Source organism: Stenotrophomonas maltophilia group sp. Smal17, from assembly GCF_030237045.1.
Lineage (GTDB): Bacteria > Pseudomonadota > Gammaproteobacteria > Xanthomonadales > Xanthomonadaceae > Stenotrophomonas > Stenotrophomonas forensis.
Window position 1 is genome coordinate 187,660 of record NZ_JASJSU010000001.1, and the last position, 13,937, is coordinate 201,596.

Consider the following 13,937-nt stretch of genomic DNA (forward strand, 5'->3'; position numbering starts at 1 on the left):
CTCGTTGCAACAGGAATGCGGCCGGCGGCAGGTGAATGCAAGCGCCGCCGCGCCACTCAGTTCGGTCTCAGCTTGTCCAGGCGATCGGTCAGCGCCACCCAGAACGCAGCAGGCAGCTCGGCACGCAGCGGGACGGCGTAGTGCCAGTCGTTGCCGAACTGACGGCACTTCACCGCGTCCTTCTCGGTCATCAGCACCGGCAGCTGGCTGCCGAAGGACAGGTCCTGCGGCTGATACGCCTGATGGTCGGCAAAGGCATGCGGCACCACGCCGATGCCACGCGCGCGCAGCATGTCGAAGAAGCGCTGCGGATGGGCGATGCCGGCCACCGCGTGCACACGCTGGCCCTTGAAATACGACAGCGGGCGCGCACGGCCACCGGCCAGCGGCTGCGCACTGTCGATGTGCAGGGCCATCGGCCACTGGCCGAATCCACAGGCCTGGGCTGCGGCATCCTCATCGGCCTGGCCGAGGTTGACCACCCGGAAGTCGCACTCGGTAGCGCGGCTGACCGGCTCACGCAGCGGTCCGGCCGGAATCATCCGGCCATTGCCGTAGCGGCGCTGGGCATCGACCACTTCAATTTCGATGTCGCGTGCCAGCCGGTAGTGCTGCAGGCCATCGTCGCAGACGATCACATTGCAGCCGGCCTCGATCAGCGCCTTGCCAGCGGCAACGCGATCACGATCCACGCGCACCGGCACGCCGGTCTTCCACGCGATCAGCACCGGCTCGTCGCCGCCCTTGGCGGTCGGCGTGTCGGCCTGTACCCACAGTGGCTTGTCCGCATCCTCGCGGCCATAGCCGCGGCTGGCCACGCCCGGCTTCCAGCCGGCGGCACGAAGGCGCTCGACCAGGGCGATGGTCAACGGCGTCTTGCCGGTGCCGCCTGCGGTGATGTTGCCGACCACGATGACCGGCACCGGCAACGTGTAGTGCTTGCGCCAGCCGCGCCGATAGGCACGCCGGCGCAGCGCGGTGACACCGGCGTACAGCGGCGCCAGCAGGCGCATCGCCCAGGGAACCGGGCTGCCGTCGTACCAGTACGGCGGGGTCTGGGTACCCTTGCCAGCCATCAGTCCTGCCTTTCGCGGAACTGCATGCTGTGCAGATGCTGGTACAGGCCACCCATGCTCAGCAGCTCCTTGTGGGTGCCGCGTTCAACGATGCGACCGTGGTCCATCACCAGCACCTGGTCGGCATGCTCGATGGTTGACAGGCGGTGTGCGATCACCAGCGTGGTGCGCTCGGGCATCAGGCGCTGCAGTGCATCCTGTACCAGCCGCTCGGATTCGTTGTCGAGCGCGGCGGTGGCTTCATCGAGGATCAGGATCGGGGCATCACGCAGGATCGCGCGCGCGATCGCCAGGCGCTGGCGCTGGCCGCCGGACAGCAGCGCGCCGTTCTCGCCGACCGGGGTCTGCAGCTGCTGCGGCATGCGTGCGATGAATTCCCACGCATTGGCCGCTTCGGCGGCCGCGCGGATCTGATCATCGGTCGCGTCCATGCCATAGGCGATGTTGGCGCCGATGGTGTCGTCGAACAGCATGACCTTCTGCCCGACCATCGCCACCTGGCGGCGCAGATCGGCCAGCGGATAGTCGTCCAGGGCCACGCCGTCGAGGGTGATGCGCCCACCACTGGGTTCGTAGAAGCGCGGTACCAGCCGGATCAGGCTGGTCTTGCCGCTGCCGGATCGGCCAACGATGGCGGTCACCGTGCCCGGCTTGGCAACGAAGCTGATGTCATCCAGCGCGATGCCACTGTCGGCGCGGTAGCGCAGCATGACGTGCTCGAAGGCCAGTTCACCCTGCACGCGCTGCACCGTGTTGCGGCCTTCGTCGCGCTCGACCGGCATGTCGAGGATGCCGAACAGGCGCTCGGCAGCGGACACGCCACGCGAGATCGAGGACTGCACGCTGGTCAGGCGGCGCAGCGAGGGAATGATCGCGGTCATCGAGATCATCAGGCCCATGAACTGGCCGGCGTTCAGACGGCCGGCGAGCGCTTCGCGGGTCGACACCCAGACGATCACCGCCAGCGCCAGCGCGGCCAGGAACTGGACCACGCTGGACGCGCCGGCACGGGTGATTTCCACCTTCATGTTCAGTGCCAGCATGCGGTTGGCCAGGCGCGAGTAACGCGACATCTCATGCTGCTGGGTGCCGTGCACCTTCACTTCCTGCTGCGCGGCCAGCGACTGCTCGGCGGTCTGCGCCATCGTGCCCATGCCGTCCTGGATGCCGCGGCTGATACGCCGGTAGCGCTTGCCGACGTAGGACACGATCACGCCGATCATCGGCACCACCACCAGCATCGCCACGGTGACCTTGACGCTCATCTGCAGCATCACCGCCAGCATCGCGATGATGGTCAGGGTATCGGCGACCACGGTCTTGAGCGCATCGGCGCTGGCCTGGGTGACCTGCTCGGTGTCGAAATTCAGGCGGCTGACCATCACCGGGGTCGATTCGGTATCGAAGTGCGAGGACGGCAGGTGCAGGTACTTGGCCAGTACCTGCTCACGCAGGTCGCGCACCACGCTGCGGCCGGTCTTGGCCAGTGCGTAGTCGCTGACCCAGGTGGCGGCACTGCGCATCAGGAACAGGCCGAGGATGGTCAACGGCAGGATCACCGCCATCCTTGGCTCGGGATTGACGAAGCCGCGGTTGACCAGCGGCTCCATCAGCTTGGTGAAGAAGTACCCGGCCACCGACTCCACCGCCATGGCGATGACAGCGGCGACCATCAGGACCCAGTAGGCACGGGTATATCCCAGCAGACGCTTGTAGATCGGCCACACCGGCGCGTGTTTGGAACTCATGGACGCACCTCGGGTGCTGTTGCAATGGCAATACGGCGGAAGCCGAGCTGGCCCAGCGCATCCTGCGCGGTCACCACGGCCTGGTAGGGAGTGCGTGCATCGGCGCGCAGCAGCACGGTCTGCTCGCGATCACTGCCCGCCACGGCGGCAATGGTCTGCTTGACCGACTCGACGTCGCTGCGCAGCACTTCCTGGTCATTGATGAAATAGCGGCCCTCGGCGTTGATCAGCACGCTGAGCGAGCGCGGCGGCTCGTTGGTCTGCTGCTGGCTGGCGGTCGGCAGCTGCACCTGCAGCGTCGAACGCGCATCGAACGTGGTGGTGACCACAAAGAAGATGATCAGCACCAGGATGACGTCGATCAGTGGCACCAGGTCGATATGCGGCTCATCCTGGGACCGGTCGTTGCCGATACGCATCGATCAGGCCTTCGCCGTGGCAGCGTTGGACGAACGCACCGCCGCGGCCGGGTTCATCACTCCGGGGCGACCGTCGAGCGTATCCAGCAATGCGCTGGCTTCCTGCTCCATCTCCACCACGTAGCCGTGGATGCGGCCCTTGAAGTAGCGATGGAACATCAGCGCCGGGATCGCCACGATCATGCCGGTGGCGGTGCAGACCAGGGCCTTGCCGATGCCACCGGCCAGCTGGTTCACGTCACCCACGCCGTGGTCGAGGATGCCCAGGAACATCTGGATCATGCCGATCACCGTGCCGAGCAGGCCCAGCAACGGGCCCGCCGAGGCGATGGTGCCCAGTGCGTTGAGGAAACGTTCCATGCGGTGCACCAGGTGGCGGCCGGTGTCCTCGATGCGCTCGCGGATCTGGTCACGCGGGCGATTGCGCGCTTCCAGCGCGGCGGCCAGCAGCGCGCCCAGCGGCGAGTTGGCACGCAGGGTCTGCAGATGGGCCGGATCAAGCTTGCCGCGCGCGGCCCAGTTGCGCACTTCCTGGCCGAGGCCGGGCGGCAGCACTTCCGTCCGCCGCAGGGACCAGAAACGCTCCAGGATGATCGCCAAAGCCAGTACGCCCAACAGCAGCAGCGGCACCATCGGCCAGCCACCGGCCTTGACCAGTTCCCACACGTTTCAACCCTCCGGCCCAACGGCCGCTTGTTCAATCGACGATAGGATAGCAGCCGACCGCGCCCGCCCAGCGGCATCCCACCAACGGGATGCGTGGACACGCTGTTCACGCAGCTGCAGCCCTTGCGCACCAAGCCATACGCGGATCGCCCCGGCGTCGGCGGTCGCCAGCACCTCGGCCCCCTGCGCCTGCCAGCGCTGGACCACTTCCCGGCGCGGGTGTCCGAAGCGGTTCTGGTGCCCGGCCGAAACCAGCGCCAGCCGCGGTGCCACCGCCGCCACCCATCCCGAGCTGGAGCTGCCGCCGCTGCCATGGTGCGGCACCAGCACCACGTCGGCCTTCAACGCGGTCGGCCAAGCCTGCAGCAGCGCCCGCTCCGCCGAACGGCCGATGTCACCGGGCAGCAGAACAACGCCGTGGCGGCTGGCGATGCGCAGCACGCAGCTGTCTTCGTTGCCGCCCTGCCGGCTGCCCGGCGCCGGGTGCAATACCTGGAAGTCGACACCGTCCCACTGCCAGCGCATTCCCTGCCGGCAGGGCCTGGCCCCGGCAATCGCGCTGCCGGGCGGTGCCAGCGCATGCAGCCCGGGCAGCTGACGCCGCAGGCTGGGCAGGCTGCCGATGTGGTCCAGATGGTCATGGCTGAGCATCACCTGCTCGGGCGGCCCCTGGCCCAGCGCGCGCAGGGCCGGGATCAGGATCCGTTCATTGCCGTCGGCGCCGGTCGGCGGCCCGACGTCATACCAGAGCGCGTGCCGCGCCGTGCGCACCAGCACCGCCGTGCCCTGGCCGACATCGTGCACCAGCAGTTCCAGCTCACCCTGCGCGGGTGCCCCGCGCGCCGGCCACAGCAGTGGCAGGCACAGCAACAGCGCCACCAGGCCACCGCCGGCCCCGCGCGGCAGCAGCCACCAGAACACCCCCAGCAACGCCGCCGGCACCGCCCAGCCCGGCGCCTCGGCCAGCCACCACATCGCCCGCGGGTGCAGCGCCAGCGGCTGCAGGGCCTGCCAGCTGACCTCGAACAACCCGGCGGCGGCACGCCATGCCCATCCTCCGGCGCCGTCGTGCAGGGCGTGAAGAGCGGTCCCCAACAGCGACATCGGCACCACCAGCAACGTCCACCACGGGATGATCGGCAGATTGACCAGCGGCCCCAACCGCGCGGTGCCACCGAACAAGGCCACGCACAGGGGCAGCAGGCCCACGCTCGCCACTCCCTGCGCCGCCAGGAAACCGCGCAGGCCACCGCCAACGCCCTCCGGCGCGGTGCGCGGCAGGCACCACAACAGCCACAGCACCCCGCCAAAGCTCAACCAGAACCCTGCTGACAGGACCGACATCGGCGCCGGCAGCACCATCACCATCGCAGCCAGCGCCAGCCCCTGCCCTGCGGCAACCGGGCGGCGTCCGGCCCGGGCCAGCGCAACCAGGCCGATCATCAGCGCCGCGCGCACGGTCGGCAGCGCGCCACCGGCCGCAACGGCATAGGCGGCCGCAGCCAGTGCGGCGCCCCACGCGGCGGCCTGCGGCCGTGGCCGGACCCGCCCCAGCGCTGGCCACAACCACCACGACACGCGGCACAACAGCGCACCGAATCCAGCCACCACGCCCACGTGGAATCCGGAAATGGCGACCAGATGGGTCAGGCCCAGCGCGCGCAGGTGCTCCCAATCGGCATCGGACACGCCACGGGTGTCGCCCAGTGCCAGCGCCTGCACGAACCGTGCAGCCGGATGCGCCACCTGCGTGGCAATCGCGGCGCTGCTGCGTTCACGCCAGGCCTGCAGGCCCCGTGCGGGCAGCCGCTCACGTGCGCTTGCCGGATCACGGACCGTGCCATTGCCGGAAATGCCCCGCTGCAAGGCATGCCGCTCGGCATCGAAGCCGCCCGGATTGATCCGTGAACGCGGCGCCCGCAGGCGCAGTGACAGGTCCCAGTGCGCCCCGGCGCGAACCGCATGGCGCCCGCCCCCGCTGCCAGCGCTTGCAGGCCCGCGCCACGGATCGCTCCAGGTCACCTGCAGGCGCGTACCACGCAGCGACGGCAGCGCCCCGGCCTCGTCCACACGCAGTACGAAACGCGTGTAACCGGGCCCGCTGTGTGGAAGCTCGACCACGCGTCCCTGCACCCGCACATCCTGCGCCGGTGCAGCGGGAGGCATCTGGCGGTGCAGCGCCCAATGCCCGTGCAGCGTCGCCCATGCCAGCCCGAACACGGCCATCGCCCAGCCCCGGCCACGCCAGCGCGCCAGCCAGCAGGCGCCAGCGGCGACCGCCAACGGCGCGCACAGCCACAGCGGCAGCAGCACCGGCAGCTGCATGCAGGCCAGCGCGCCCAGCACCAGCCCTGTGGCACTGCCCCCACCGAACAGGGGTGGAGCGGATCGTTCGGGAACCATCCGTGCAGCCTGCAATCGGTCACGACGGCTTGCCTATCGGGCAACGCCCCGCGCGGCTGTCAGCGCCGAACGGTGCCGCGATGGAAATTGACCCGGAAGCTGGCGCCGCCGCCGGCCGCTTCGCCGACACTGACCGAGCCGCCGTGGTGCTGCACGATCTCCTTCACCAGATGCAGGCCCAGCCCACTACCACTGCCGGCCGCGCGCAGCCGGTGGAACGGCTCGAAGATCGCCTCGCGATCATTGACCGGAATGCCGGCGCCCTGGTCGCTGACTTCCAGCAGGCCGCGCTCATCCAGGCGCACGCAGATGGTGCCGCGCCCGCCACCGTGGACGATGGCGTTGTGCACCAGGTTGGCGATCACCCGCCCCAGCGCCAGGCTGTCGCCGTGGATCCACACCGGCGCGTCCGGCGCATCCACCTCGAAGCCATAGCCCGCCCCTACCACCAGCGGCGCCAGCTCGGCAGCGGCTTCGCGCACCAGCAGCGCCAGGTCCAGCCGTTGCAGCGCACCGACATTGCGGTCGAGCCGCTGCAGGTCGAGCAGATGCTCGGCCACGTTGCCGAGGCGGGCGACGTCGGTGAGCAGCTGCGACTTGAGTTCGCCCTGCGGCAGCTGTGACAGGCGCGCCTGCACCACCGCGATCGGCACGCGCAGCTCGTGTGCGGCATCGGCGAGGAACTTGTCGCGCGCCGCGTAGCCCTGCTGCACCTTGTCGATCGCATCGTTGAACGCTTCCACCAGCGGCGCAACCTCGGTCGACACCAGCTGCGCATCCAGCCGCGCGCCCGGCTGGCCGATATCCAGCTCCTTGGCCTGCTGCGCGGAACGCCGCACACCGCGCATCGCGCGGTGGATCACCGTCGGCATCACCAGCAGCGTGACCACGATCAGCGGCAGGAAGAACCACAAGCCAATCAGGCGCAACACCATCAGTGCGCCATCCAGCAGCCCGCCCTTCGGTGCGCCCCCCACCATCACCGTGATGCGTCGGCCATCCTCGTTGCGGATCATCACCCTTGCCACATCCAGGTAGGGCGGCACCAGCGAACCGAGTTCGGTGGCACCCAGCGCCGGCAACCGCGCCAGCAACGGCGCGTGGATGGCCGGAATCGTGCCGCGTTCCAGCCAGATGCCCTTGTCATCGACCGCCGCGAACCAGAGATTGCCTCCCGCATCCGCGTCCAGCCTGCGCCAGCGCGCTTCATCCAGCACCAACCGGCCGCCCTCACTGTGCACGGCCTTGGCCACCGCCTCGGCCATGAACATGTCCATGCCCCAGGAGTCCTTGTCACCCCAGGTCAGGATCAGCGCGACCACCGCGAACAGCACGGTGAATGCCTGCGCGAGGAACAGGCGCCAGGCCAGGCCGAGCGTGATGGAACGGATCGGACGCGCCATCTCAGGCCTCCGCCAGCAGGTAGCCGACGCCCCGGATCACGTGGATCTCCACGCCCGCCCCGGCCTGCTGAAGCGCCTTGCGCAGCTTGGAAATGTGCGCATCGAGCGCATTGGACTGGATCTCATCGTCAAAGCCGTATACCGCCGCTTCCAGCGCACTGCGGGTGACCGTGCGCCCCTGCCGCATCGCCAGCGCCTGCAGCACCAGCACCTGCCGGCGCGGCAGCGCCAACGGCTGGCCTTCCACCTGTGCCTGCAGCGATTCGAAGTCGAACTCAAGCCGTCCCAGCCGCAGGCTCGGTGTCACCATCGCAGAAGGCCGCCGCGACACCGCGCGGATGCGCGCCATCAGTTCCTCGATCGCCACCGGCTTGACCAGGTAATCATCGGCACCGACGTCCAGCCCTTCGACCTTGTCCGACAACGTGCCCTTGGCCGTCAGCATGATCACCGCCAGGTTCGGGCGCAGTGCACGCGCGGTAGCGACAAAACCCGTGCCGTCGCCATCGGGAAGCTGGCGGTCCAGCAACATCAGCTGGTGCACCGGTTCGCGCAGCGCGATGGCCGCCTCGGCCAGGCTGCCGACCACGTCGGCCACCACGCCCTGCCGCTCCAGGCCCGATTGCAGGGCACGGGACAGATCAGGATCGTCTTCGACCAGAAGGATGCGCATCAGGGACTCGGCTGTCGGAAACGGTGCCGATCATAGTGCCTGGCGCCTGCTTTGGGCGTCATTGCATGCCGATTGCCCAGGCGCAATGTTCTGACAATGTTGGGCCCGCACCATGCACAGCCATCCCCCGCAAAGTGGCTGATCGATGCCGTCGCTGTCCCCGACCCTGCTGCGCCCCCTGCTGTTCTCCGCTGCCATCGGCCTGCCGTTGATCACGCATGCCGCCGACCGCAGCCCCGGCGTGCAGGCCGGCATCACCGCAGGTGCGACGTCCGGCGCGTATGCGCACTACGACGTCAAGCCGCTGGTCGTACCGGCGATTTCCTGGCAGGGCCAGCGCTTCTTCGCCAGCCCCGGCTCGCTGGGCATGTACCTGTACAAAGGCCAGGGCCTGCGGCTGTCGGCGGCACTCACGCCCTACACGCTGCGCTTCAAGACCGACGACGTGAATGATCCGCAGCTGCGCCGCCTGCACAGCCGGCAGATGTCGGCCATGGCAGGAATCAACGGTGAATACAGCGCCGACTGGGGCATTGTCGAGGCCGGTGTGATGCGTGAGATCACCGGGCATGGCGGTGGCTTCGAATCGCGCCTGCATTACAGCTATCCGATCCAGGCCGGCCGCTTCACCTGGGTGCCACGGGTGGGCGTGGTGCACTCCAGCGCACGCCTGCTGGACTACTACTACGGCATCAGCGACGAGGAAGCACTGCGCTCGGGCCTGGCAGCCTACCGCCCGGGCAGCACGACATCGCCGAGCCTGGAGATCGCGGTCAGCACGCCGCTGGGCACCAAGTGGCGTGCAACAGGCGTGGTCGCCAACCAGTGGTTCGGCGATGCGGTGAAGGATAGCCCGATGGCACGACGTGGTACACAGACGTCGGCCTTCGTTTCCCTGATGCGCTCGTTCTGATCGAGCGCCTGCTACGGACAAGGACCCCCCATGGCCTCCGTCTCCCCTGCTGCTGAAGCGCACGCGATCCTGCGTGCTCCCGATCTGGAAAGCGCCGAGCGCGCCTATCTGGGCCTGATGCCCGACCTGGAACACGTCAACGCGTTGGCGCGGCGCGCCCTGGGACTCTCGCGCGTAGCCGATGCAGCGCGCGGCTACGCGCTGTCGATGACCCTGGTCGGGCTGCGCCTGCAGGAGCTGGAGATGGGTGAGGCCATCGCGAAGGAACAGCGCCAGGCGACCCTGCGCAGCCTGCGCCAGGCCTTCAACGCCTGAGCTCAGGGTAGCAACGGCGCCTGCAACCGGTGCTGCAGCGCCGCGCAAGGACTCAGCGGAAGGTCGTCCAGGCCAGGACTGCAGCCAGCAGGGCCACCCAGACCACCGCCTTGAACGTGCCCTCCAGCATGTTGCCGCCGAACAGCAGTTCAAGCACTGGATTGGGCCGGGACACCGGGACATGATCGCTCATCGGGAAATCCTTCTGGTAATGAGGGGAAGGCAGGCGCGCATGCCTGCGCGGGTGCCACTCTAGTACAGGCGCGGCACCCGTGCGCACGTGGCGAACATCGGCTTAACAACCTGTGCGCCAGTTCCGGTATGTTCGGCCCAACGCTGCGTTCAAGGATGATCGATGATCAAGCGCGTCCTGTTCCCTGTTGTGGCCCTGTTGCTGTCTGCGCTGATCGTCGCGCTGGGATGGCAGAACCGCCAACTGCGGCAGATCAACCAACAGATGGCCTCGCAGCTGCAGGAGATGCGGCTTGAAGCGCACGGCCTGGCACTTGGCAGCCTCGCCGCCCCGCTTGCACTGACGACCACGCAGCAGGCCCGCGTGCAGATTGGTGGCCCACGCGCCAGCCCGCAGATCCTCTATTTCTTCTCCACGGCCTGCCGCTACTGCCTGGCCTCGATGCCGCATGTGCGGAAGATTGCCGCTGCACGGGGCGCCAGTGAACTGATCGGCGTGGGCCTTCCTCCCTACGATGAACTGGCCGGCTACGCCGGCAGGCACGATCTGCGCTTCCCGATCGCCATCGACAGCGGAGGCGATGCATCGAAGCGCTATCGCGCAACGGTCACGCCGATGCTGATCGTGCTGGGTAACGACGGCAGCGTGGCCTACAAGCATGTCGGCCAGCTTGATGAGCAGGTCGTACATGCCGCCATGACGTCGTTGGCGCCGGACCTCGCCCTGCCCTGACCTGGCACGCGCCAGCCCCTCATCACTACATCACGCGCCACCACTGGCACTCACGTGCCTTCGGCAACTGCAACACCACAACGCCAACCAAGGAGATACACATGATCGGAAAGAAAGTCCTTTCGTCCGTCGCCGGTATCGTCGTTGTCGCGGCCATGGCCTTCGGCGCCGCCCAGGCCTTCGCCGTCGCGCCCAAGGCCGGCTACGCGCCGGGCTGCGAACCGCACCCGAGCTGTCCGTTCGGCAATTCCGGCAAGCCCGGCCAGGTGCTGTGCTGTGATCCGTTGTAATCCCATCCGTTCCGAAGCCCGGGCTCTCTGACCCGCTGTCACCGCCGCGACGCTGTTCCGGCTCCGCGGCGGTGGCAGGGCCACGGGGTACTGGCCACCCCACCCCGGATTCATCCTCCACGGACCCGCTTGACGCACGCTTTACCGGCTTTCGTCGCATACCGGTTTCACCGCACAGGAGGCAGTGCCACGCTGGACTCCCTTCTCCGGAGCACCGTGCCATGCCGATGCTTGCCCTGCTGCTGTTGTGCGCTGGCTTGTTCGGCCGCGATGCCGATGCCGGGGATGTCTCCCTGCGCCGCCAGATCCTGCAGGCCGATGCCGGGCACGCGGGCGCTCCGGCGGCACGGGATCCGGCCACCCTGCAGCTGTACCGGCTGCGCCAGGACCGCGTACTGCGTGTTGGCTACCAGCCTCTGGCCGCAGACGGCCAGCAGCAACGGTCCAGGCCGGCGCGCTACGCGCAGGTCTGGGAACGCGTCGAGGGCCACTGGAAGCTGCAGCGCATGATCAGCATCGACGAATGGGTCGCGCAGCGCTGATGCGCGGCGAGGCTGCCAGCACAAACGAAAAAAGCCGGCCCAAGGCCGGCTTTCATCGTGATCCACCGCTGCACCGGTCATACCAGGAGCCAGGTGGTGGGCGGTACAGGGTTCGAACCTGTGACCCCTACCATGTCAAGGTAGTGCTCTACCGCTGAGCTAACCGCCCATCTTGTTCTTGCCGCCCGAAAGCTGGCCTTGCTACGTAAAAACCCGGCGCCAGGGCCGGGCTTTGCAGTTCACGACAGCCCCTTTGCAGGGACTTCGTGGTGGGCGGTACAGGGTTCGAACCTGTGACCCCTACCATGTCAAGGTAGTGCTCTACCGCTGAGCTAACCGCCCGTTTTGCTTCTGCATTTCCGCGATTGCGTCGGTGCAGGCCGCGTATATTACGGATGCCAGCCGTGAAGCGCAACACTTTTGTGAAGATGCGGCTGCCTGCCGTGTTCAGCCCAGGCTGGCTTCCTTCAGCTGCCGGATCTGGTCGCGCACGCGTGCCGCATCCTCGAACTCCAGGTCCTTGGCATGCTGGTACATCTGCTGCTCCAGCGCCTTGAGCCGGGTGGCCAGCTGGGCCGGGCTGAGCGACCGGTAGTCGGCCCCTTCCTCTGCCACGCCTGCCCGGCTCTTGCCCTTGCCCTTCTTGGCTTCTTTCTCCGCTGCATCGGACCGGGCGCCTTCCAGCACGTCGACGATCGGCCGTGCCACCGAGCGCGGCACGATGCCGTGTTCCTCGTTGTACTCGACCTGCTTGGCGCGGCGGCGGTCGGTCTCGTCGATTGCCGCCTGCATCGACCGGGTGACCTTGTCGGCATAGAGGATCGCCTTGCCGCGCACATTGCGCGCCGCGCGGCCGATGGTCTGGATCAACGAACCCGTCGAGCGCAGGAAGCCCTCCTTGTCGGCATCCAGGATCGCCACCAGCGACACCTCGGGCATATCCAGGCCTTCGCGCAGCAGGTTGATGCCGACCAGCACGTCGAACTTGCCCAGGCGCAGGTCGCGGATGATCTCCACGCGCTCGACCGTGTCCACGTCCGAATGCAGGTAGCGCACGCGGATGCCATGCTCGGTGAGGTATTCGGTGAGGTTCTCCGCCATGCGCTTGGTCAGCGTGGTGACCAGCACGCGGTCGCCGGCCTTGATGCGCTCGTTGGCCTCGCTCATCAGGTCATCGACCTGGGTACCGACCGGACGGATTTCCACCACCGGATCGATCAGGCCGGTCGGGCGCACCACCAGTTCGGTGATCTCGTCTCCCGCTTCACGATATTCATAGGGGCCGGGCGTAGCCGACACGTAGATCGCACGTGGGCAGCGCTCCTCCCACTCCTCGAAGCGCAGCGGACGATTGTCCAGCGCCGATGGCAGGCGGAAGCCGAATTCGACCAGGGTCTCCTTGCGCGAGCGATCGCCCTTGAACATCGCGCCGATCTGCGGAATGGTCACGTGCGATTCGTCGATCACCAGCAGCGCGTCGGGCGGCAGGTAGTCGAACAGGGTCGGCGGCGGCTCGCCGGCATTCTTGCCGGTGAGGTGGCGCGAGTAGTTCTCGATGCCGTTGCAGAAGCCGACCTCGGCCATCATTTCGATGTCGAACTGGGTGCGCTGGGCCAGGCGCTGCGCCTCGACCAGCTTGTTCTCCGCGTACAGCTGCTCCAGCCGCTCCTTCAACTCGACCTTGATGGTGTCCACCGCCGCCAGCACACGCTCGCGGGTGGTCGCGTAGTGGGTCTTCGGGTACACGGTGAAGCGCTGCATGTTGCGCAGCGTCTCGCCGGTGAGCGGGTCGAACAACGTGATTTTCTCGACCTCACCATCGAACAGCTCCAGGCGCAGTGCCTCGCTGTCCGACTCGGCCGGGAACACATCGATCACTTCGCCGCGCACGCGGAACGTACCGCGCTGCAGTTCGTACTCGTTGCGCGTGTACTGCAGCTGGGTCAGGTGATTGATCAGGTCGCGCTGGTCGATGCGCTCGCCCTTGGACAGGATCAGGCGCAGCGACAGGTAATCCTCGGGGGCACCCAGGCCATAGATCGCCGATACGGTCGCCACCACGATCGCATCTGGGCGCGACAGCAGGGTCTTGGTCGCGGCCAGGCGCATCTGCTCGATGTGCTCGTTGATCGAACTGTCCTTCTCGATGAAGGTGTCCGACGACGGCACATAGGCTTCCGGCTGGTAGTAATCGTAGTAGCTGACGAAGTACTCCACCGCGTTGTGCGGGAAGAACGCCTTGAACTCGCCATACAGCTGCGCCGCCAGCGTCTTGTTCGGCGCCATGATCAGCGTCGGCTTCTGCACGTTCTGGATGACGTTGGCGATGGTGTAGGTCTTGCCCGAGCCGGTGACGCCCAGCAGGGTCTGCTTGGCGATGCCCGCTTCGAAGTTGCTGGTCAGCTTCGCGATGGCATCGGGCTGGTCGCCCGCCGGCGAGTACGGCGAGACGAGTTCAAAACGGTCGCTCATGGTGTTGCCAGTTCCCGGGAAAGGTGAGTATACGGGGCCAGCAGTGACGGCCGGCTGAGGGGTTTCCGGGCAGCCGAGCGCGGCGCTACCTG

Annotated in this window: 14 protein-coding genes and 2 tRNA genes; 5 read left to right on the top strand and 11 right to left on the bottom strand. The window is 67.6% G+C overall.

What is annotated here, in order from left to right; all coding sequences use genetic code 11:
• Positions 1 to 56: 56 nt before the first annotated feature.
• Genes lpxK through QRO93_RS01050 form a run of 7 tightly spaced genes read right to left on the bottom strand, consistent with a single transcriptional unit; the run spans position 57 to position 8,388 of the window.
• Positions 57 to 1,076, bottom strand: a complete 1,020-nt coding sequence (gene lpxK, locus QRO93_RS01020; RefSeq protein ID WP_053449303.1) for a tetraacyldisaccharide 4'-kinase — start codon at positions 1,074 to 1,076, stop codon at positions 57 to 59.
• Entirely contained in the window at positions 1,076 to 2,824 is a 1,749-nt protein-coding gene (gene msbA / locus QRO93_RS01025) for a lipid A export permease/ATP-binding protein MsbA (protein ID WP_053449302.1), read from the bottom strand. The genes lpxK and msbA overlap by 1 nt, the downstream gene beginning before the upstream one ends.
• A complete protein-coding gene (locus tag QRO93_RS01030) occupies positions 2,821 to 3,243 on the bottom strand; it encodes a biopolymer transporter ExbD (RefSeq protein ID WP_004152323.1) in 423 nt (140 codons plus the stop codon). The genes msbA and QRO93_RS01030 overlap by 4 nt, the downstream gene beginning before the upstream one ends.
• 3 nt (positions 3,244 to 3,246) lie before the next feature.
• Entirely contained in the window at positions 3,247 to 3,909 is a 663-nt protein-coding gene (locus QRO93_RS01035) for a MotA/TolQ/ExbB proton channel family protein (RefSeq protein ID WP_006429918.1), read from the bottom strand.
• Between the two features lie 3 nt (positions 3,910 to 3,912).
• Complete coding sequence (locus QRO93_RS01040) at positions 3,913 to 6,312, bottom strand: DNA internalization-related competence protein ComEC/Rec2 (protein WP_285303905.1); 2,400 nt, start codon at positions 6,310 to 6,312, stop codon at positions 3,913 to 3,915.
• Positions 6,313 to 6,371: 59 nt separating this feature from the next.
• Positions 6,372 to 7,715 carry a HAMP domain-containing sensor histidine kinase gene (locus QRO93_RS01045; RefSeq protein WP_180879822.1) on the bottom strand — a complete coding sequence of 448 codons (1,344 nt, stop codon included), beginning with the start codon at positions 7,713 to 7,715 and terminating at the stop codon, positions 6,372 to 6,374.
• 1 nt (position 7,716) lies between these two features.
• Positions 7,717 to 8,388, bottom strand: a complete 672-nt coding sequence (locus QRO93_RS01050) for a response regulator transcription factor (RefSeq protein ID WP_053449299.1) — start codon at positions 8,386 to 8,388, stop codon at positions 7,717 to 7,719.
• Between the two features lie 145 nt (positions 8,389 to 8,533).
• Between QRO93_RS01050 and QRO93_RS01055 the strand changes: the two genes are divergently transcribed.
• Entirely contained in the window at positions 8,534 to 9,301 is a 768-nt protein-coding gene (locus QRO93_RS01055; protein WP_180879820.1) for a MipA/OmpV family protein, read from the top strand.
• 30 nt (positions 9,302 to 9,331) lie between these two features.
• Positions 9,332 to 9,616, top strand: coding sequence for a hypothetical protein (locus QRO93_RS01060; RefSeq protein ID WP_006429908.1), 285 nt, complete (start codon positions 9,332 to 9,334; stop codon positions 9,614 to 9,616).
• A gap of 52 nt (positions 9,617 to 9,668) precedes the next feature.
• Here the strand turns inward: QRO93_RS01060 and QRO93_RS01065 are convergent, their stop codons facing one another.
• Positions 9,669 to 9,809 carry a hypothetical protein gene (locus tag QRO93_RS01065; RefSeq protein WP_008268513.1) on the bottom strand — a complete coding sequence of 47 codons (141 nt, stop codon included), beginning with the start codon at positions 9,807 to 9,809 and terminating at the stop codon, positions 9,669 to 9,671.
• A gap of 162 nt (positions 9,810 to 9,971) precedes the next feature.
• On the opposite strand from QRO93_RS01065, the gene QRO93_RS01070 reads away from it, so the two are divergent.
• From QRO93_RS01070 to QRO93_RS01080, 3 genes are all read left to right on the top strand, one after another.
• Positions 9,972 to 10,541, top strand: a complete 570-nt coding sequence (locus QRO93_RS01070; protein WP_180879818.1) for a peroxiredoxin — start codon at positions 9,972 to 9,974, stop codon at positions 10,539 to 10,541.
• A gap of 101 nt (positions 10,542 to 10,642) precedes the next feature.
• Complete coding sequence (locus QRO93_RS01075; RefSeq protein WP_164085854.1) at positions 10,643 to 10,831, top strand: hypothetical protein; 189 nt, start codon at positions 10,643 to 10,645, stop codon at positions 10,829 to 10,831.
• Positions 10,832 to 11,052: 221 nt separating this feature from the next.
• Positions 11,053 to 11,373, top strand: coding sequence for a hypothetical protein (locus tag QRO93_RS01080; protein ID WP_053511567.1), 321 nt, complete (start codon positions 11,053 to 11,055; stop codon positions 11,371 to 11,373).
• A gap of 94 nt (positions 11,374 to 11,467) precedes the next feature.
• On the opposite strand, the gene QRO93_RS01085 is transcribed toward QRO93_RS01080, so the two are convergent.
• The 3 genes from QRO93_RS01085 to uvrB form a co-directional block, all read right to left on the bottom strand.
• Positions 11,468 to 11,542: transfer RNA gene (locus tag QRO93_RS01085), tRNA-Val, on the bottom strand.
• 98 nt (positions 11,543 to 11,640) lie between these two features.
• A tRNA-Val gene (locus QRO93_RS01090) sits at positions 11,641 to 11,715 on the bottom strand.
• Between the two features lie 105 nt (positions 11,716 to 11,820).
• Entirely contained in the window at positions 11,821 to 13,845 is a 2,025-nt protein-coding gene (gene uvrB, locus QRO93_RS01095; RefSeq protein WP_164085853.1) for an excinuclease ABC subunit UvrB, read from the bottom strand.
• Positions 13,846 to 13,937 lie beyond the last annotated feature (92 nt).

Excerpts from the sequence above, each read along its gene's own strand:
- lpxK (WP_053449303.1), bottom strand. The coding sequence starts at position 1,076 with ATGGCTGGCAAGGGTACCCAGACCCCGCCGTACTGGTACGACGGCAGC.
- QRO93_RS01040 (WP_285303905.1), bottom strand. The coding sequence starts at position 6,312 with ATGGTTCCCGAACGATCCGCTCCACCCCTGTTCGGTGGGGGCAGTGCC.
- QRO93_RS01070 (WP_180879818.1), top strand. The coding sequence starts at position 9,972 with ATGATCAAGCGCGTCCTGTTCCCTGTTGTGGCCCTGTTGCTGTCTGCG.
- QRO93_RS01050 (WP_053449299.1), bottom strand. The coding sequence starts at position 8,388 with ATGCGCATCCTTCTGGTCGAAGACGATCCTGATCTGTCCCGTGCCCTG.
- uvrB (WP_164085853.1), bottom strand. The coding sequence starts at position 13,845 with ATGAGCGACCGTTTTGAACTCGTCTCGCCGTACTCGCCGGCGGGCGAC.
- QRO93_RS01065 (WP_008268513.1), bottom strand. The coding sequence starts at position 9,809 with ATGAGCGATCATGTCCCGGTGTCCCGGCCCAATCCAGTGCTTGAACTG.
- QRO93_RS01045 (WP_180879822.1), bottom strand. The coding sequence starts at position 7,715 with ATGGCGCGTCCGATCCGTTCCATCACGCTCGGCCTGGCCTGGCGCCTG.
- QRO93_RS01060 (WP_006429908.1), top strand. The coding sequence starts at position 9,332 with ATGGCCTCCGTCTCCCCTGCTGCTGAAGCGCACGCGATCCTGCGTGCT.
- QRO93_RS01055 (WP_180879820.1), top strand. The coding sequence starts at position 8,534 with ATGCCGTCGCTGTCCCCGACCCTGCTGCGCCCCCTGCTGTTCTCCGCT.
- QRO93_RS01075 (WP_164085854.1), top strand. The coding sequence starts at position 10,643 with ATGATCGGAAAGAAAGTCCTTTCGTCCGTCGCCGGTATCGTCGTTGTC.
- msbA (WP_053449302.1), bottom strand. The coding sequence starts at position 2,824 with ATGAGTTCCAAACACGCGCCGGTGTGGCCGATCTACAAGCGTCTGCTG.
- QRO93_RS01030 (WP_004152323.1), bottom strand. The coding sequence starts at position 3,243 with ATGCGTATCGGCAACGACCGGTCCCAGGATGAGCCGCATATCGACCTG.
- QRO93_RS01080 (WP_053511567.1), top strand. The coding sequence starts at position 11,053 with ATGCCGATGCTTGCCCTGCTGCTGTTGTGCGCTGGCTTGTTCGGCCGC.